Below are 14973 nucleotides of genomic sequence, written 5' to 3'. Positions count from 1 at the left end.
GTCGCATCGTCGCCTCATCGACCGACAACGGGAGGCACGAGATGCGAGGCAACGCAGAGCACGCGGTGGTCCTCGGCGCCGGCATGGCGGGGCTGCTCGCGGCACGCGCACTTGCCGGGGCGTACGAGCGGGTCACGATCGTCGAGCGTGACGAGACATGGACGGGACGGGCGCGCAAAGGCGTCCCGCAGGGCAGGCACGCCCACATCCTGCTGCCGCGCGGGCAGCAGATCCTGGAGAAGTTCTTCCCCGGCGTGGAGCGGGAGCTGATCGGCGGCGGCGCCGTCGTCGCCGACCCGGGAGCCGATCACCACTTCGTCATGGGCGGCCACCGGCTCGTGCGGCGGGCCGGCGCGGAGCGGGCGATCCAGACGAGCCGGCCGCTGCTGGAGCGGGTCGTGCGGGAGCGGGTCGCGGCGCTGCCCGGCGTGCGGTTCGCGTGCGGGCGCGACGTCGTCGGGCTCCTCACCGACGGGCCCGGCAGGGTCACCGGCGTGCAGGTCATGCCGAGGAGCGTCGGCGGCGCCGCCGAGGAGATTCGCGCCGATCTCGTCGTCGACGCCATGGGACGCGGTGGGCGCACCCGGTACTGGCTGGAGCGGCTGGGACACGAGTCCGTGCCCAAGGAGGAGATCGACGTCGCCGTCGGCTACGCCTCCCGCCCGATCCGGCTGGCGCTGGACGCGCGGATCGGCAAGGCCGTCGTGGTGGGGCCGCGGCCCGGACGGCCGAAGGGCATGGCGATGGTCGCCGTCGAGGGCGACCGGTACCTGCTGACCGTCGCCGGCCTGGACTGCCGTCCCCCGGCGGACGAGGACGGCTTCCTCGCGTTCGCGCGGGAACTCGCGCCGCCGGAGGTGTTCGAAGCGATCCGCGCGGCCGAACCGCTGGACGACATCGCCGTACACCGGTACTCCTCGGATCTGCGCAACCACTACGAGCGGGTGCGGGGACTCCCCGAAGGGCTCATCGCCACCGGGGACGCGCTGTGCAGCTTCAACCCGATCTACGCGCAGGGCATGACCGTGGCCTGCCTGGAGGCCGAGGTGCTGCGCCGCTGCCTGGACGAGGGCCCGCACGGGCTCACCAGGCGGTACTTCCGCTCGGTGGCCAAGGCGCTGAACGACCCGTGGCGCATGGCGGTCGCCGCCGACCTGTCGATGCCGGAGGTCGAAGGGCGGCGGTCACCGGCCGTCAAGGCCATGAACGCCTACGTGGACCGCGTCCAGGCGGCCGCCTCCCGCGACGCGGACGTCGCGGAGCAGTTCTTCCGCGTCATCGGGCTGCTCGACCCGCCGGCGGCGCTGATGCGGCCCTCGATCCTGATCCGCGCCCTGGTTCCCATCGGGCGTGGCGGCGATTCGCGTGCGAGTGTCCGGGAAGAGCGCGCCGCCGTGTGAGGCCGTCCGCGCACCGCCACCGCCTCGGTGGTGGCGGTGCGCATAGCCTGGGCGCATGCGAAACGGCGGGGCTGGGCTGCTGGACGTGGGCTGCGTGCTCGTTTTCGTTGCCATCGGGCGAGCCACACATGAGGATGCGGCAAGTTTCACCGGCTACGTCACGACGGTCTGGCCGTTTCTCGTCGGGGCCGGTGCCGGGTGGATCGCCGGCCGGGCGTGGCGGCGGCCGGAGGCGCTCGTGCCCGCGGGCGTCGCCGTCTGGGCGACCACCGTGGCCGCCGGAATGGGGCTGCGGGCCCTGTCGGGAGACGGCACCGCCGTCGCGTTCGTGATCGTGGCCAGTGTCTTTCTGGGCTCGACGATGCTCGGGTGGCGTCTCGCCGCCCGTCTCGTCCAGGTGAGGAGAGTGTCCCGGCAGGGATAGAGCCACCGGGTTTCTTGTGGGACGTCTCCAAATGACCGCCCGGTCTCTTTGCTGATCTTCCCAGTTGACGGAAACGTGCCGTCCTGATGAAGTTACCCGCGAGTCACGTGGGTGACCGAGGGCATGTCGAAAGGGACACGATGGCATCTGCGCTGCGCGACTGGCTGGAGAAGCCGAACAGCGGACGCGGCGTCCACCTGGCGGCCGACGACGGCGGCTGGGAGTACCGCGACTACGGCGAGCTGGCCTCCGCCGCGCGACGCACCGCCGGCGCGCTGATCGAGGAGGGCGTACGGCCAGGAGACGTCGTGTGCCTGATCCTCCCCACGGACTTCACGTGCATCGAGACCTACTACGCGGTGTGGGCGGCCGGCGCGACCGTGTGCCTGATCACCCCGCCCCTGTTCCAGGACGGGGACGACTACGTCGCGCACGTGGCGGCGATCCTGCGGCAGGCCTCGCCCGCGCTGGTCGTCGCGTCCAAAGACCTGTCCGAGTACGCGGGCCGGGCCATGGGCGAGGCCGGGATGAGCGGCGAGCCGTGGCGTCCGCGGCAGGCGCCGGAGGAGGCGGCGGTGCAGCCCGCCGGAGAGCTGGCGCTGCTGCAGTTCACCTCCGGGTCCAGCGGAGCGCCGCGCGGCGTCATGGTCACCTGGGCCAACCTGGAGGCCAACTGCGACCTGATCACGCGGACCTCCGGCTACGAGGACGGGGACGTGGTGGCCACGTGGCTGCCGCTCTACCACGACATGGGGCTCATCGGCACCTTCATCACGCCGATCGCGCGGCAGGGCATGCTGCGGCTGATGCGGCCCGACCACTTCATCCGTGACCCCGCACGGTGGATCAGGTGCTTCGACGAGGCCGCGCACACCGCGGCGCCGCCGTTCGCGTACGCGTACTGCGCGCGGCGCGTCAAGCCGGAGCAGCTGGAGGGCCTCGACCTGTCCGGCTGGAAGATGGCGCTGATCGGTGCCGAGCCCATCGACCCGCACACGCTGGAGGTCTTCGCCCGGCTCGTCGAGCCGTTCGGGTTCTCGCGGACGATGTACAAGCCCGCCTACGGCATGGCGGAGACGACGCTGCTGGTCACCATGGACAGCGAGCAGCGCGACCCGCTCGCCGTCCGGCCCGACCCCGAGTCGCTGTCGTTCGGCGAGCCCGTCCGCATCCTGGACCAGCACACCCTGGGGCCGGAGTCGCTCGGCGCGAAGGCCGGGTGGGTCGTCGGGTGCGGTACCCCGGAGAGCGACGTGCCGGTCGTGATCGTCGACGACGACGGGGTCGAACTGGGGGACGGGCTGCTCGGGGAGATCGTCGTCGGTGGGCCGTCGGCCTGCCCGGGGTATTACGCGGGCGCCGAGGCCAAGTCGACGCGGTTCATGGACGGCAGGGTCTACACCGGCGACGCCGGCTTCTTCCACAGGGGCCAGCTGTTCGTGCTCGGGCGGATGGGCGACAGCATCAAGGTCCGCGGACGGTCGGTGTACGTCGAGGACCTCGAATCGAAGATCGCCGAGGTGAGCCGGCTCGGCAAGGGCCGCATCGCGGTCGTCGGCGTGCCGGGCGCGGGACAGAAGGGCCTCGCGCTGTTCGCCGAGACGAAGGACGAGTCGTGGACCGGCGCCGTCCGCGAGATGCTGCGCCGCCGCCTCGGCGACGACGTGGAACTGACGATCGTCGTCGGCACCGGGCTGATCCACCGCACGTCCAGCGGCAAACCGCGCCGCCGCTACATGTGGGAGCGGCTGCGGAACGGCCAGATGGACGGGGCACGCATCGTTCCCTGACTGCTGAAGCCGGTCATAACGTAACGTCGGCGGTGATTCCGTGAAAGGTCGACGATGCCGGCTGTTGCCAAAACGCTTCTGCGCCTGGGTTCCCGCCTGGGCTCCACCGCCCAGAACGCCCTCGAGGTCGCCCGGTTCGGCGGATTCGAGACCGAGGAGGACGCCTCGCCCTGCGAGGTGGTGACCGAGCAGCGCGTGTACCGGCTGCGGCACTACTTCCCGGAGTCGGCGGGCGGCCCGGTGGTGCTGCTCGTCCCGCCGCTGATGATCACCGCGGAGGTGTACGACATCTCCTCGCGGGTCAGCGCGGTCGGCGTGCTGCACGAGCTCGGCGTCGACCCGTGGGTGGTGGACTTCGGCGCCCCGGAACGGGAGCCCGGCGGGCTGGAGCGGACGGTCAGCGACCACGTCCTGGCCGTCAGCGACGCCGTCGACCGGATCCGGAAGGCCACCGGGCGGGACGTGCATCTCGCCGGGTACTCGCAGGGCGGCATGTTCGTCTACCAGGCCGCCGCGTACCGGCGCAGCGAGGGCATCGAATCGGTGGTGACGTTCGGCAGCCCGGCCGACACCAGCGTCGGCCTCCCGTTCGGGCTGCCGAGCCGGCTCGCGTCCGAGGGCGTGGGACGGATCCCCGACGCGCTGCTCGGCGGGTTCGCCGTGCCGGGGTGGGTGACGCGCATGGGGTTCCAGGTGCTCAGCCCCGTCAAGTCGGTGCGGTCGCGGGTCGACTTCATCCTCCAGCTGCACGACCGGGAGCGGCTCGCGCCGCGTGAGCGGCAGCGGCGGTTCCTGGAGCGGGAGGGCTGGGTGTCGTGGCCCGGCCCGGCGCTGGCGGAGTTCATCCGCCAGTTCATCCAGCACAACCGGATGCTGACCGGCGGATTCGTCATCGGCGACCGGCTCGTCACGCTCGCCGACATCACCTGCCCCGTGCTGACGTTCGTCGGCGAGGTCGACGAGATCGCGGCGCCGCCGATGGTCCGCGGGATCAGGCGGGCCGCGCCGCGCGCCCAGGTGTACGAGGCGTCCCTGCGCGCCGGGCATTTCGGGCTCGTCGTCGGCGGCCTCGCGATCGGGCGGACATGGCCGGCGGTCGCCGGATGGGCGAAGTGGCGCTCGGGCGAAGGGGAACTGCCGGACATCGTCGCGCCGGTCGCCGGGGACGAGGAGGCCGTCCCGGCCGGGCTGCCCGGCGGGTCCGCCGGGTACGGGCTCCAGCTCGCGATGGGCATCGGCACGAACGCCGCCCGGTCCGCCGTCCGCACCGCGTCCCGGGCGCTGCACGGCACCCGGCAGCTCACCGGCGAGGCCGCGCAGAACCTGCCGCGGCTGGCCCGGCTGGAACGCATCCAGTCCGACACGCGCATGTCCATGGGGTTGCTGCTGGACGAGCAGGCCGGACGCCGGCCCGGCGAAGTGTTCTTCCTGTATCGGGGGCGGGCCCACACGCATGACGCCGCCAAACGGCGCATCGACGCCGTCGTCCGCGGCCTGATCCACATCGGGGTCCGGCACGGCGACGCGGTCGGGGTGCTGATGGGCACCCGGCCGACCGCGCTGGCGCTCGTCGCGGCGCTCAGCCGGCTCGGCGCCGTCGCGGTGCTGCTGCGCCCCGACGGCGACCCCGCCGCGGAGGCGCGGCTGGGCGGCGTGACCCGCGTGATCGCCGACCCGGAGCACGCGGCGCGGGCCGCGAAGCTGGACGGCGTCGACGGCTACCTGCTCGGCGGCGGACGCGGCGGACGCGGGCCGCTGGCGGACACGCCGCTGACGGACATGGAGACCATCGACCCGGCCCGCGTCGAGCTGCCCGGCTGGTACCGGCCGAACCCGGGGCGCGCGGGCGACCTGGCGTTCGTCGTCTTCACCGGCGACGGGAGGCGCCTGCGGGCCAGCCGGATCACCAACCGGCGCTGGGCCCTGTCGGCGTTCGGGACGGCGTCGTCGGCCTCCCTGTCCTCGTCCGACACCGTGTACAGCATCACGCCGCTCCAGCACCCGTCCGCGCTGCTGATGAGCCTCGGCGGCGCCGTCGCGGGCGGCGCCCGGCTCGCGCTCGCCGGCTCCCACCACAGGGAGATCGACCCCGAGATGTTCTGGGACGAGGCGCGCCGCTACGGCGTGACCGTCGCGTCCTACACGTGGACGCTGCTGCGTGATCTGGTGAACGCTCCGCCGAATCCGGCGGAGCGGCATCACGCCGTCCGGCTGTTCATCGGCTCCGGCATGCCGCGCGGCCTGTGGCGCCGTGTGGAGGACCGGTTCGCCCCGGCCCGCGTGCTGGAGTTCTACGCCTCCACCGAGGGCGAGTCGGTCCTGGTCAACCTGAGCGGCAAGAAGCCCGGGTCGCTGGGACGCACGCTGCCGGGCAGCGCCGGGGTGCGGCTCGCCCGGTACGACCTGGAGAGCGGACGCCTGGAGGAGGGGCCGGACGGGTTCGCGGTCGAATGCGAGCCCGGCGAGATCGGCATGCTGCTCGCCCGGGTGCGGCTGGCGGCGATCGGCGCCGCGGCCCGTCCGGTGCGCGGCGTCTTCGCCCCCGAGGACGCCTGGACGATCACCGGTGACCTCTTCCGCCGGGACGAGGACGGCGACTACTGGCTGGTCGGGCGGGAGGCCGAACTGGTCCGGACGGCGGAGGGCATCGTCCCGCCGGGCCCGATCCGCGACGCGCTCGGCGACCTGCCCTACATCGACACCGTCGCCGTCTACGGCGTCCCGGTGGGGGAGGCGGAGGTCGTGGCGGCGGCGGTGAGCCTGCGCGACGCGGGGGAGTTGAAGCCCCTGGACCTGTCGGAGGCGCTGCTCCGGGTCGAGCCGGGGCTGCGGCCCGCGATCGTGCGGGTCGTGGACGAGGTGCCCGTCACGGCGGGGCGGCGGCTCTGGACGGCGCCGCTGCGGGACGAGGGCGTCCCGCCCGCCGGGGACGGCCGCACGTACTACCGGAACAAGGCGGGCGCGTACCGGCCGCTGACGGACGCGGCGCGGCGGCGGCTCCTCGCGGCCGCGGCGCCCCGCGAGGCGCGCTGAGGGCCGGAGGTGTAGGTCACGGCTGATAAGCCTGGACTTACACCCGTCCCCTACGTTAGAACAAAGCAACAGTTTTGGGTTTTTTGTTGCACAGGTTCCGGAGGGGTCATGACGAGCGTCCTCGCGCCGCCGCCGCAGGGCAGCGGCCTGAAGCCGGTCCCCGGCGTGCCCGGCATCCCGTACATCGGCAGCACCCTCGCGGTGATGCGCGACCCGATCGGGATGGCCCGCAAACGCTACGACCAGTACGGCGCCGTCGCCTGGGGATGGCTGCTCGGGCAGCGGACCGTCACCGTCCAGGGCCCCGAGGCCGCCCAGGCCGTCCTGGTCAACCGCGACAAGGCGTTCGCGAACGGGCCGGCGTGGAGCTACTTCATCGGGCCGTTCTTCACGCGCGGCATCATGCTCCTGGACTTCGAGGAGCACCTGCACCACCGCCGCATCATGCAGGAGGCCTTCACCCGCCCCCGGCTCCAGGCCTACATGGAGGCGATGGCGCCCGGCATCATCAAGGGCGTCGAGTCGTGGGAGCCCGGCGAGGGCTTCAAGGTGTACGACCACATCAAGCAGCTCACCCTCGACCTCGCCGTGGACGTCTTCATGGGCGTCGAACTCGACGATGCCGAGCGCGCGCGGGTCAACGGCGCGTTCATCGACGCCGTCCGGGCGGGGACGGCCTACGTCCGCTTCCCCGTCCCCGGGCTGCGCTGGCACCGCGGCCTGCAGGCCCGCAAGGTGCTGGAGGAGTTCTTCTACCGGCACCTGCCCGCCAAGCGCCGCGACGGGGGCGACGACCTGTTCGCCGCGCTCTGCCAGGCCGAGACCGACGACGGTGAGCGGTTCACCGACGAGGACGTCGTCAACCACATGATCTTCGCGTTGATGGCGGCGCACGACACGACCACCATCACGATGACCTCGATGGCGTACTACCTGGCCAAGTACCCCGAATGGCAGGAGCGGCTGCGCGAGGAGTCCCTCGGCCTCGGCAAGGCGCAGCCCGGCTACGACGACCTCGACCACTTCACCGGCATCGACATGGTGATGAAGGAGTCGCTGCGCATGGTCCCGCCGGTCCCGGCGCTGCCGCGCAGGGTCGTCAAGGACACCTCCATCCTCGGCTTCCACATCCCGGCCGGATCCCTCGTCGTCGTGCCGATGCTCAGCAACCACCACATGGCCGAATGGTGGTCCGACCCGGACGCCTTCGACCCGGGGCGCTTCTCCGCCGAGCGCCGCGAGGACAAGGTCCACAAGTACGCGTGGTCGCCGTTCGGCGGGGGCGCGCACAAGTGCATCGGCATGTACTTCGCCGGGATGCAGGTCAGGACGATCCTGCACCAGGTGCTGCAGAGGTACCGCTGGAGCGTTCCCGCCCGGTACGAGTGGCCGCTGGACACCACGTCCCTGCCGTCGCCGAAGGACGGCCTCCCCGTCCGGCTGGACCGTCTGGAGCAGAACCGATGAGCACGGTCGTCGCGATCACCGGAGCGGCGCGGGGGATCGGCCTCGCCACCGCCCGCGCCCTCAAGGCGAAGGGCGCCACCGTCGTCATCGGCGACATCGACGAGACCGCCGTCAAGGAGGCCGCGGAGTCGCTCGGCGTCACCGGCCTGACCCTGGACGTGACGTCCCGCGCGTCGTTCACCGCGTTCCTGGACGCGGCCGAGGAGGCCGCCGGACGGCTCGACGTCGTCATCAACAACGCCGGGATCATGCCGATCGGCCCGGTCACCGCGGAGAGCGACGCCGACGCCCGCCGCTGCCTCGACATCAACGTGCACGGCGTCATGCTCGGCACCAGGCTCGCCCTCGACCGGATGCTGCCGCGCGGCGCGGGCCACGTCGTCAACATGGCGTCGGTGGCCGGGATCATGTACACCCCCGGCCTCGCGCTCTACAACGCCAGCAAGGCCGCCGTCATCGCGTTCACGGAGGCGACCCGGCTGGAGGTCCAGGACCGGGGCGTGCACGTCAGCGCCGTCCTTCCGACGTTCACCAACACCGAGCTGGTCGCCGGGACGCGCAGCCCGAAGGGGCAGCGGAACTGCGAGCCCGAGGACATCGCCGCCGTCGTCGTCGAGCTGATCGGCAAGCCGCGCCCGCAGGCCGTCGTCCCGAAGAAGCTCGGCAGGCAGGTCAGGCTGAGCGGCCTGCTCCCCGACCGGCTGAGGCAGGCGGTCACCCGCCGCCTGGGCCTGGACAAGATCTTCCTGGACTACGACGAGAACGCGCGGAAGGCCTACGACGCCCGAATCCGCTCCTGACCCCGTGCCGCACGCCGACTTGCGGCGTGTTGCCCCCATGGAGCAGTCCAGGAGGGCAACACGCCGCAGGTCAACGACGGCGGCGGGCCTTGCGGAAGGCCCGGCGGGCCTGCGGGACGTAGCGGACGGACTCCGGCAGCAGCGGCCACACGCGGTTCCCGGCGCGGACGGCCGCGGTGAACCGCCGGTAGCGGCGCTCGTCGGCGTCGCTCCACGGCAGGCCGAGCAGCTCGCGCATCCGCGGGTGCAGGCCGCCGACCGTGATGAACCGGGCGACGGCGTTCAGCGGCGGCGACACCGCGCGCCACACCGGCGCCGGCACCTTCGGCGGCGCGGGCAACCCCTTGGTGACGTAGCCGACGCCGTACCGGGCGGTCTTGTGCGCGACGATCTCCTCGTCGAGCATCCGCTTCCAGTACGCCTGGAACGCCTCCCAGTCCTCCGGCATCGCCCTGTCGCTGACCCCGTACATCCGGAACCAGACCTTGGACTCGTCGTATATGCGGCGCTTCTCCGCCTCACCGAGGGGCCTGATGAACGTCTCGATGCCGTACAGCATGTTGTCGAGGAAGGTGGCGTGCGCCCAGTAGTAGGTCTCGGGATCGAGCGCGTGGTAGCGGGTGCCGTCCGGCATCGTCCCCTTGATGTCGCGGTGGTAGTCGCGGACGTGCCGGCCCGTCTCCGCGGACCGCTCCGCGCCGTACACCGTGTTCAGGATCGGGCCGGCGGACCGCTTCACCCGCGCGAACGTCTCGGAGAAGAACACCGAGTGGTCGAGGACGCCCTGGCCGAGCGCGGGGAGCATGTTCTGCAGCACGGCCGCCCGGGGACCGACGAGGACCATCCGGGTGTCGCCGAAGTAGCGCCAGGTCAGCGATCCGGGCCCGAGCGGGGCAGGGGGCTGCGACTCGGCCTGTTCCGTCATGTGCACCGCCGGAGGTCGAAGACAGAAGTACAGAACAACAGTTATTGTAACTGTGTCGCACTCGATGTCATGAGTCGGGTGCCCGACCCGGTTAGGGTGCGGCTATGACCTTGCGCGCGACCACCCGCGTGACCACCGCCGACGGGCTGCGGGCCCGGCTGGCCACACCCGAGACCGACGCCGACGGCCTCGACACCCGCATCCTGGACGCCGCGCTCACGGAGTTCGAGACCTACGGGCTGCGCCGGGTCAGCGTCGAGGACGTCGCCAAACGGGCCGGGGTCGCGCGCACCACCATCTACCGGCGCTTCACCAACAAGGAGCAACTGCTCCAGGCCGTGATCCTGCGCGAGTGCCGCCGGTTCCTCACCGCGATCGCGGAGGCCACCGAGGACCTCGACTCCCCCGAAGACGCCATCGTGGAGGGGTTCGTGGTCGGGCTGCAGAGCGCCCGCACGCACCCGCTGATGACGCGCGTCCTGGAGAGCGAGCCCGAGGCGTTCCTGCCGCAGCTCAGCATGAACGGCGGCGCGGTGATGCTCGCCGCCCGCGACATCCTCGCCGACCGGCTGCGCCGCGCCCGTCCCGGCGACGCGGGGGACCACGGCACCGTCGCCGAAGTGCTGCTGCGGCTGGCGTTCTCGCTGCTGCTCGTCCCCGGCGGCGGGCTCGCGCTGGACGACGACGACGCCATCCGCGCGTTCGCCCGCGACTACCTCACCCGCATGCTGCGCCCGGGCAAGGGGTGACTTCAGGGCTGGAGGACGGTGTTCCGTGATCTCCGGCCGTCCCGTACGCTCTGGTCTATTGCTGGTCTATTGAACTTTGTTCTAGAACCGGAGGCGCGCATGGATGCGGTCGTTCAGACGTCCTACGGGAAGGTCCGCGGCACGACACGGGACGGCGTCACCGCCTTCCTCGGCATCCCCTACGCCGCGCCCCCGTTCGGGCCGAACCGCTTCCAGGCGCCCCGCCCGCCGGAGCCGTGGGACGGCGTCCGCGACACAGTCGAGTACGGGCCGACCGCGCCCAAGCCCGGCTACCCCAAGCCGTACGACGCGCTCCTGCCCGACCCCGAGATCCCCGGGGAGGACTGCCTCAATCTCAACGTCTGGACGCCCTACAGGGGGGTCGCAGGAGGGTCCTCGCTCAATGACCCGACGCCGGAGCCGGGCGGCCCCGGGCTTCCGGTGATGGTGTGGGTTCACGGCGGCGCCTTCCGCAACGGCTCCGGGGCCGTGCCGGTCTACAGCGGCCGCAACTTCGCCCGCGACGGCGTCGTCTGCGTGACGTTCAACTACCGGCTCGGCGTCGAGGGCTTCGCGAACCTGCCCGGCGCGCCCCTCAACCGGGGGCTGCTCGACCAGATCGCCGCGCTGGAGTGGGTCCGCGACAACATCGCCGGCTTCGGCGGCGACCCGGGCCGCGTCACGGTCTTCGGCGAATCCGCCGGCGGGATGAGCGTGACCACCCTGCTCTCCCTCGACCTCGGGCTCTTCGGCCGCGCGATCGCGCAGAGCGGCGCGGGCGCCATCGCCCAGGACCCGGCCGACGCCATGCTCGTCACCGCGGAGATGGCCGCCCGGCTCGGCGTGGAGCCCACCGCCGAGGCGTTCGCGGCGCTCGACCCGGCCACGATCATGCCCGTCCAGTCCGCCGTCGCCGCCGAGGTCTCCATGCTGCCCGACCCGGGCCGCTGGGGCGCCACCACCGCCGCGGGGGGCATGTCACTGACCCCGATCCTGGACGGTGAGCTGCTGACCCGGCGCCCCGAGGACGCCATCGCGGCCGGCGCCGGACGGGACGTGGACCTGCTCATCGGCTACACGTCCGAGGAGTTCCGGTTCTTCCTGATGCCGACCGGCCTCGCCGGCGACCTCACCGACGACCTGGCGGGCGCCATCGCCGCGGGCATGGGCGTCCCGGCGGGCCTGCCCGCCGCCTACCGCGACCGCCACCCGGACATGACGCCCGGCGAGCTGATGGCGACGATCATCACCGACCACCTGTTCCGCATCCCCGCCAACCGCGCCGCGGCCGGGCACGCCGCGTCCGGCGGCACCGGCGGGACGTGGATGTACGAGTTCGCGTGGCGGTCGCCCGTGCACGACCTGGGCGCCTGCCACGCGCTCGAACTCGGCTTCGTCTTCGACAACCTGAGCAGCGAGACCGAGGGCCTGGCGGGGCCGAACCCGCCGCAGGCCCTCGCCGACCGCATGCACCGCGCCTGGACGGACTTCGCCGTGCACGGCGACCCGGGCTGGCGGCGGTTCGACCCGTCCACCCGCGCGGTCCACGTCTTCGACGGCCCCGCCGACGAGATCGTCGACGACCCCGGCGGCGACGACCGCAAACTCTGGGACTAGCGGTCCGCGGTCAGGTCAGCTGCCGAGGCGCTTGCGGCCCTGCGCGCGCACACGCTTGCGCTGGGACGGGTCGAGCATCATGTAGCCGACCAGCGGCGTCCCGAGGACGCCGAGGATGATCAGCGCGGTCAGCCACCAGGGAAAGATGAACAGGGTCAGGAAGCCGACGACGACGCCGCCGATCACGAACTTTGTCTGGGTCGACATCTGGTACCTCCGTTGACTGGCCGCCCTACCTTCTACAACGGCCACCCGGCGACCGCTGTTCCACGATATGTCGCGAGTCTGCCCTATGGCCATGGTGAACCGTTCCCGCAGGCGGCACGTTCCATGGGACCGGAGGCGCCGCCGATCAGATGCGCAGGGAGAGCTGGCCGCCGCCCAGGGTGCGCAGAACCTCGGCGTGCAGCCTGCCGTTGGTGCACACGACGCTGCCGCCGTCCGGTCCGGGGACGCCGGACAGGTCGGTGAACATTCCGCCGGCCTCCTCCACGATGACCTGGAGCGCGGCGAGATCCCACAGCGACACCTCGGGCTCGGCGGACACGTCGATCGCGCCTTCGGCGACCATCATGTGGGACCAGAAGTCGCCGAACGCCCTGGTCCGCCACACCGACCGGGTCAGGTCGAGGAACCGGTCGAGGCGACCCTGCTCCTCCCACCCGCCGAGGCTGGAGAACGACAGCGACGCGTCCGACAGGTCCGTGACCGACGACACGTTCATCCGGGTCGCGCGGGTGAGGCTGCGTCCCGTCCAGGCGCCGCCGCCCCTCGCGCCCCACCAGCGCCGGTTCAGAGCCGGCGCCGACACCACCCCGACGACGATCTCGTCGTTCTCCATCAGCGCGATCAGCGTCGCCCACACCGGGACGCCCCGCACGAAGTTCTTCGTCGCGTCGATCGGGTCGATGATCCAGCAGCGGTTGCCGTAGCCGGTCTTGCCGTACTCCTCGCCGAGCACCGCGTCCCGCGGGCGGGCCCGCTTCAGGGTGCCGCGGATCTGCTCCTCCACGCTGCGGTCGGCGTCGCTGACCGGTGTCAGGTCCGGCTTGGTCTCGATGGCGAGATCGAGAGCGCGAAAACGCCTGGTCGTGATGTCGTCGGCCCCGTCCGCCAGCACATGCGCGAGACGCAGGTCATCGGAATAGCCCGCCACGGCGAGCAACGCTACCCTGATCACGGGTGGTACAGACACACCTACCCGGGCTGTTCCGGCTTTTCGGTCGTCCGGGTGTGGCGCGCCGATGCCGAAGTGGCCCGCTGCGCGGGCGCGGTGGTGCAGCATGGGGCCATGGCGCACGACCTTCCCGCATGGGTGGCCGAGCTGACCGACCCACGCCGGGCGGCGACGCTCGACGAGCTCGCCGACCGCCTCGTCCCACTGGCCGAGCACGCCATCGACGTGTCCCGTCGATTGCAGGCGCAGCTCAACGAGCTCAACGACCCGTTCAAACGCGAGGCCCTCTACGGGCGGGTGGAACGGTTGAAGGCCCGCGCGGGCGAGGCGCTGGACGAGATCACGGCGGAGATCGCCGCCTCCGGCGAGGAGCGCATCGAGCGCGTCTGGGCGGACTGGGCCGAGCGGGCCGGGCCGGGCGGGCACGGCGAGCGGGAGCGTGAGCTGCGCCGCAGGCTGGACCGCGACATCGTCCCGGTGCTGTTCAAGCAGCAGCAGGACGTCGCGGAGCGGGTCGCGGAGCGCACCTCCGGGGCGCTGGAGGAGGCGACGCAGACGCTCCTGACCCGGGTGGAGGAACTGGCCAAGGCGGTCACCGACCTGATCCACGACGTGCTGCCGCTGGCCCGGGAGGGCCTGACGCTCGCCAGCCGCATCTCGACCCTGTCGGGTCACGCGCGCAAGGCGGGACGGGGGCCGGTTCCGGACGAGCTGAAGGAGGCCGGGGCGGAGACGGCCCGGGCGTTCGACGAGGCCGTCGCGCGGCTGGAGCTGGAGTGGGCGGCGCTCGGCGCACGGTCCGCGAGCGTCCGGGCGGCGCTGCGCGGGGCGGAGGAGAGCGCGTTCAGCCGCGTCACCGAGGAGATGACCCGGTGCGTGGAGGATCTCGCGCCCGAGCACGTCAGGGCGCTGAACGAGGCCGAGACCAGGGCCAGGAGCCTGTTCGACGAGCCCTTGAAGGGCTAGAGAGCCTCGGAGGAGGCGGAGCAGGGCTTCCGCGGTCGTGGGTGTGGTCGCGTCGCGGGCGCGTCACGGTTTCCACAACGACTTGAGGAACGTCTCGTAGTAGTCCCGTCGTCCTTCCAGCCCTCGGGGACGGCCGCGACGAAGGCCGAACCCCGGTACAGGGGAGGCAGCAGCACGTTCCCCGGCTTGACGTCGCGGTGGACGACCTCCGCGGCGTGCGCGGCGCTCAGCGCGTCCAGCAGATCCAGGCCGATCGCCGCGACCCGGTCAGGCGGCAGCGGCCTCTCCCCGCGCGACGACGGCGTCGAGGGCCTCCGCACGGACGAACTGCATCACGATCCAGGGCCGACCGCCCTCCTCCACGACGTCGTGCACCGTCACGATGCCGTGATGGTCGAGCCGCGCCGCCGACCTGGCCTCCCGGAACGTCCGCGCGTACGTCCGCTCGACCTGCGCGTCGTCCAGGCCCTGCGGCAGCGACACCTCCTTGACCGCCACCTCGCGGCCGAGCGTGCGGTCGCGTGCCCGCCACACGGCGCCCATCCCGCCGCGGCCGAGCACCTCGATCAGCTCGTAGCGCCCCGCGATCAACTGGACCATGGGGGAAGACGATACCGACGCGAGG

The 14973-nt window shown here is 72.2% G+C and carries 13 protein-coding genes; 9 read left to right on the top strand and 4 right to left on the bottom strand.

Features of this window, described 5'->3' with window-relative positions:
• Nucleotides 1–41: 41 nt before the first annotated feature.
• From ACGFIS_RS03820 to ACGFIS_RS03795, 6 genes are all read left to right on the top strand, one after another.
• The gene (locus tag ACGFIS_RS03820; protein ID WP_392969358.1) at nt 42–1400 is read left to right on the top strand and encodes an FAD-dependent oxidoreductase; all 1359 of its coding nucleotides are present in this window, start codon (nt 42–44) and stop codon (nt 1398–1400) included.
• A gap of 55 nt (nt 1401–1455) precedes the next feature.
• The gene (locus ACGFIS_RS03815) at nt 1456–1824 is read left to right on the top strand and encodes a DUF3054 domain-containing protein (protein ID WP_392900946.1); all 369 of its coding nucleotides are present in this window, start codon (nt 1456–1458) and stop codon (nt 1822–1824) included.
• A gap of 140 nt (nt 1825–1964) precedes the next feature.
• Complete coding sequence (locus ACGFIS_RS03810; RefSeq protein ID WP_392900949.1) at nt 1965–3614, top strand: AMP-binding protein; 1650 nt, start codon at nt 1965–1967, stop codon at nt 3612–3614.
• Nucleotides 3615–3668: 54 nt separating this feature from the next.
• Entirely contained in the window at nt 3669–6647 is a 2979-nt protein-coding gene (locus tag ACGFIS_RS03805) for an AMP-binding protein (protein ID WP_392900952.1), read from the top strand.
• Between the two features lie 108 nt (nt 6648–6755).
• Nucleotides 6756–8114, top strand: a complete 1359-nt coding sequence (locus tag ACGFIS_RS03800; RefSeq protein WP_392900955.1) for a cytochrome P450 — start codon at nt 6756–6758, stop codon at nt 8112–8114.
• Nucleotides 8111–8914, top strand: a complete 804-nt coding sequence (locus ACGFIS_RS03795; protein WP_392900958.1) for an SDR family oxidoreductase — start codon at nt 8111–8113, stop codon at nt 8912–8914. The genes ACGFIS_RS03800 and ACGFIS_RS03795 overlap by 4 nt, the downstream gene beginning before the upstream one ends.
• A gap of 70 nt (nt 8915–8984) precedes the next feature.
• Here ACGFIS_RS03795 and ACGFIS_RS03790 read toward each other — a convergent pair whose 3' ends face one another.
• The gene (locus ACGFIS_RS03790) at nt 8985–9839 is read right to left on the bottom strand and encodes an oxygenase MpaB family protein (protein WP_392900961.1); all 855 of its coding nucleotides are present in this window, start codon (nt 9837–9839) and stop codon (nt 8985–8987) included.
• Between the two features lie 104 nt (nt 9840–9943).
• Here ACGFIS_RS03790 and ACGFIS_RS03785 point away from each other — a divergent pair, with 104 nt between their 5' ends.
• Complete coding sequence (locus tag ACGFIS_RS03785) at nt 9944–10588, top strand: TetR/AcrR family transcriptional regulator (RefSeq protein WP_392900964.1); 645 nt, start codon at nt 9944–9946, stop codon at nt 10586–10588.
• A gap of 99 nt (nt 10589–10687) precedes the next feature.
• A complete protein-coding gene (locus ACGFIS_RS03780; RefSeq protein ID WP_392900967.1) occupies nt 10688–12205 on the top strand; it encodes a carboxylesterase/lipase family protein in 1518 nt (505 codons plus the stop codon).
• A gap of 15 nt (nt 12206–12220) precedes the next feature.
• Here ACGFIS_RS03780 and ACGFIS_RS03775 read toward each other — a convergent pair whose 3' ends face one another.
• Together ACGFIS_RS03775 and hisN are read right to left on the bottom strand one after the other, a co-directional pair.
• The gene (locus ACGFIS_RS03775; RefSeq protein WP_131882944.1) at nt 12221–12412 is read right to left on the bottom strand and encodes a hypothetical protein; all 192 of its coding nucleotides are present in this window, start codon (nt 12410–12412) and stop codon (nt 12221–12223) included.
• A 145-nt stretch (nt 12413–12557) separates the two neighbouring features.
• Complete coding sequence (gene hisN / locus ACGFIS_RS03770) at nt 12558–13361, bottom strand: histidinol-phosphatase (RefSeq protein WP_392900972.1); 804 nt, start codon at nt 13359–13361, stop codon at nt 12558–12560.
• A 135-nt stretch (nt 13362–13496) separates the two neighbouring features.
• Between hisN and ACGFIS_RS03765 the strand changes: the two genes are divergently transcribed.
• A complete protein-coding gene (locus ACGFIS_RS03765; RefSeq protein ID WP_392900976.1) occupies nt 13497–14348 on the top strand; it encodes a hypothetical protein in 852 nt (283 codons plus the stop codon).
• Between the two features lie 267 nt (nt 14349–14615).
• Here ACGFIS_RS03765 and ACGFIS_RS03760 read toward each other — a convergent pair whose 3' ends face one another.
• A complete protein-coding gene (locus ACGFIS_RS03760; RefSeq protein ID WP_392900979.1) occupies nt 14616–14948 on the bottom strand; it encodes a protein kinase in 333 nt (110 codons plus the stop codon).
• Nucleotides 14949–14973: the final 25 nt, after the last annotated feature.

Source organism: Spirillospora sp. NPDC048824, assembly GCF_043198455.1.
Taxonomy (GTDB): Bacteria; Actinomycetota; Actinomycetes; order Streptosporangiales; family Streptosporangiaceae; genus Spirillospora.
This window is presented reverse-complemented; position numbering and strand designations above follow the sequence as displayed.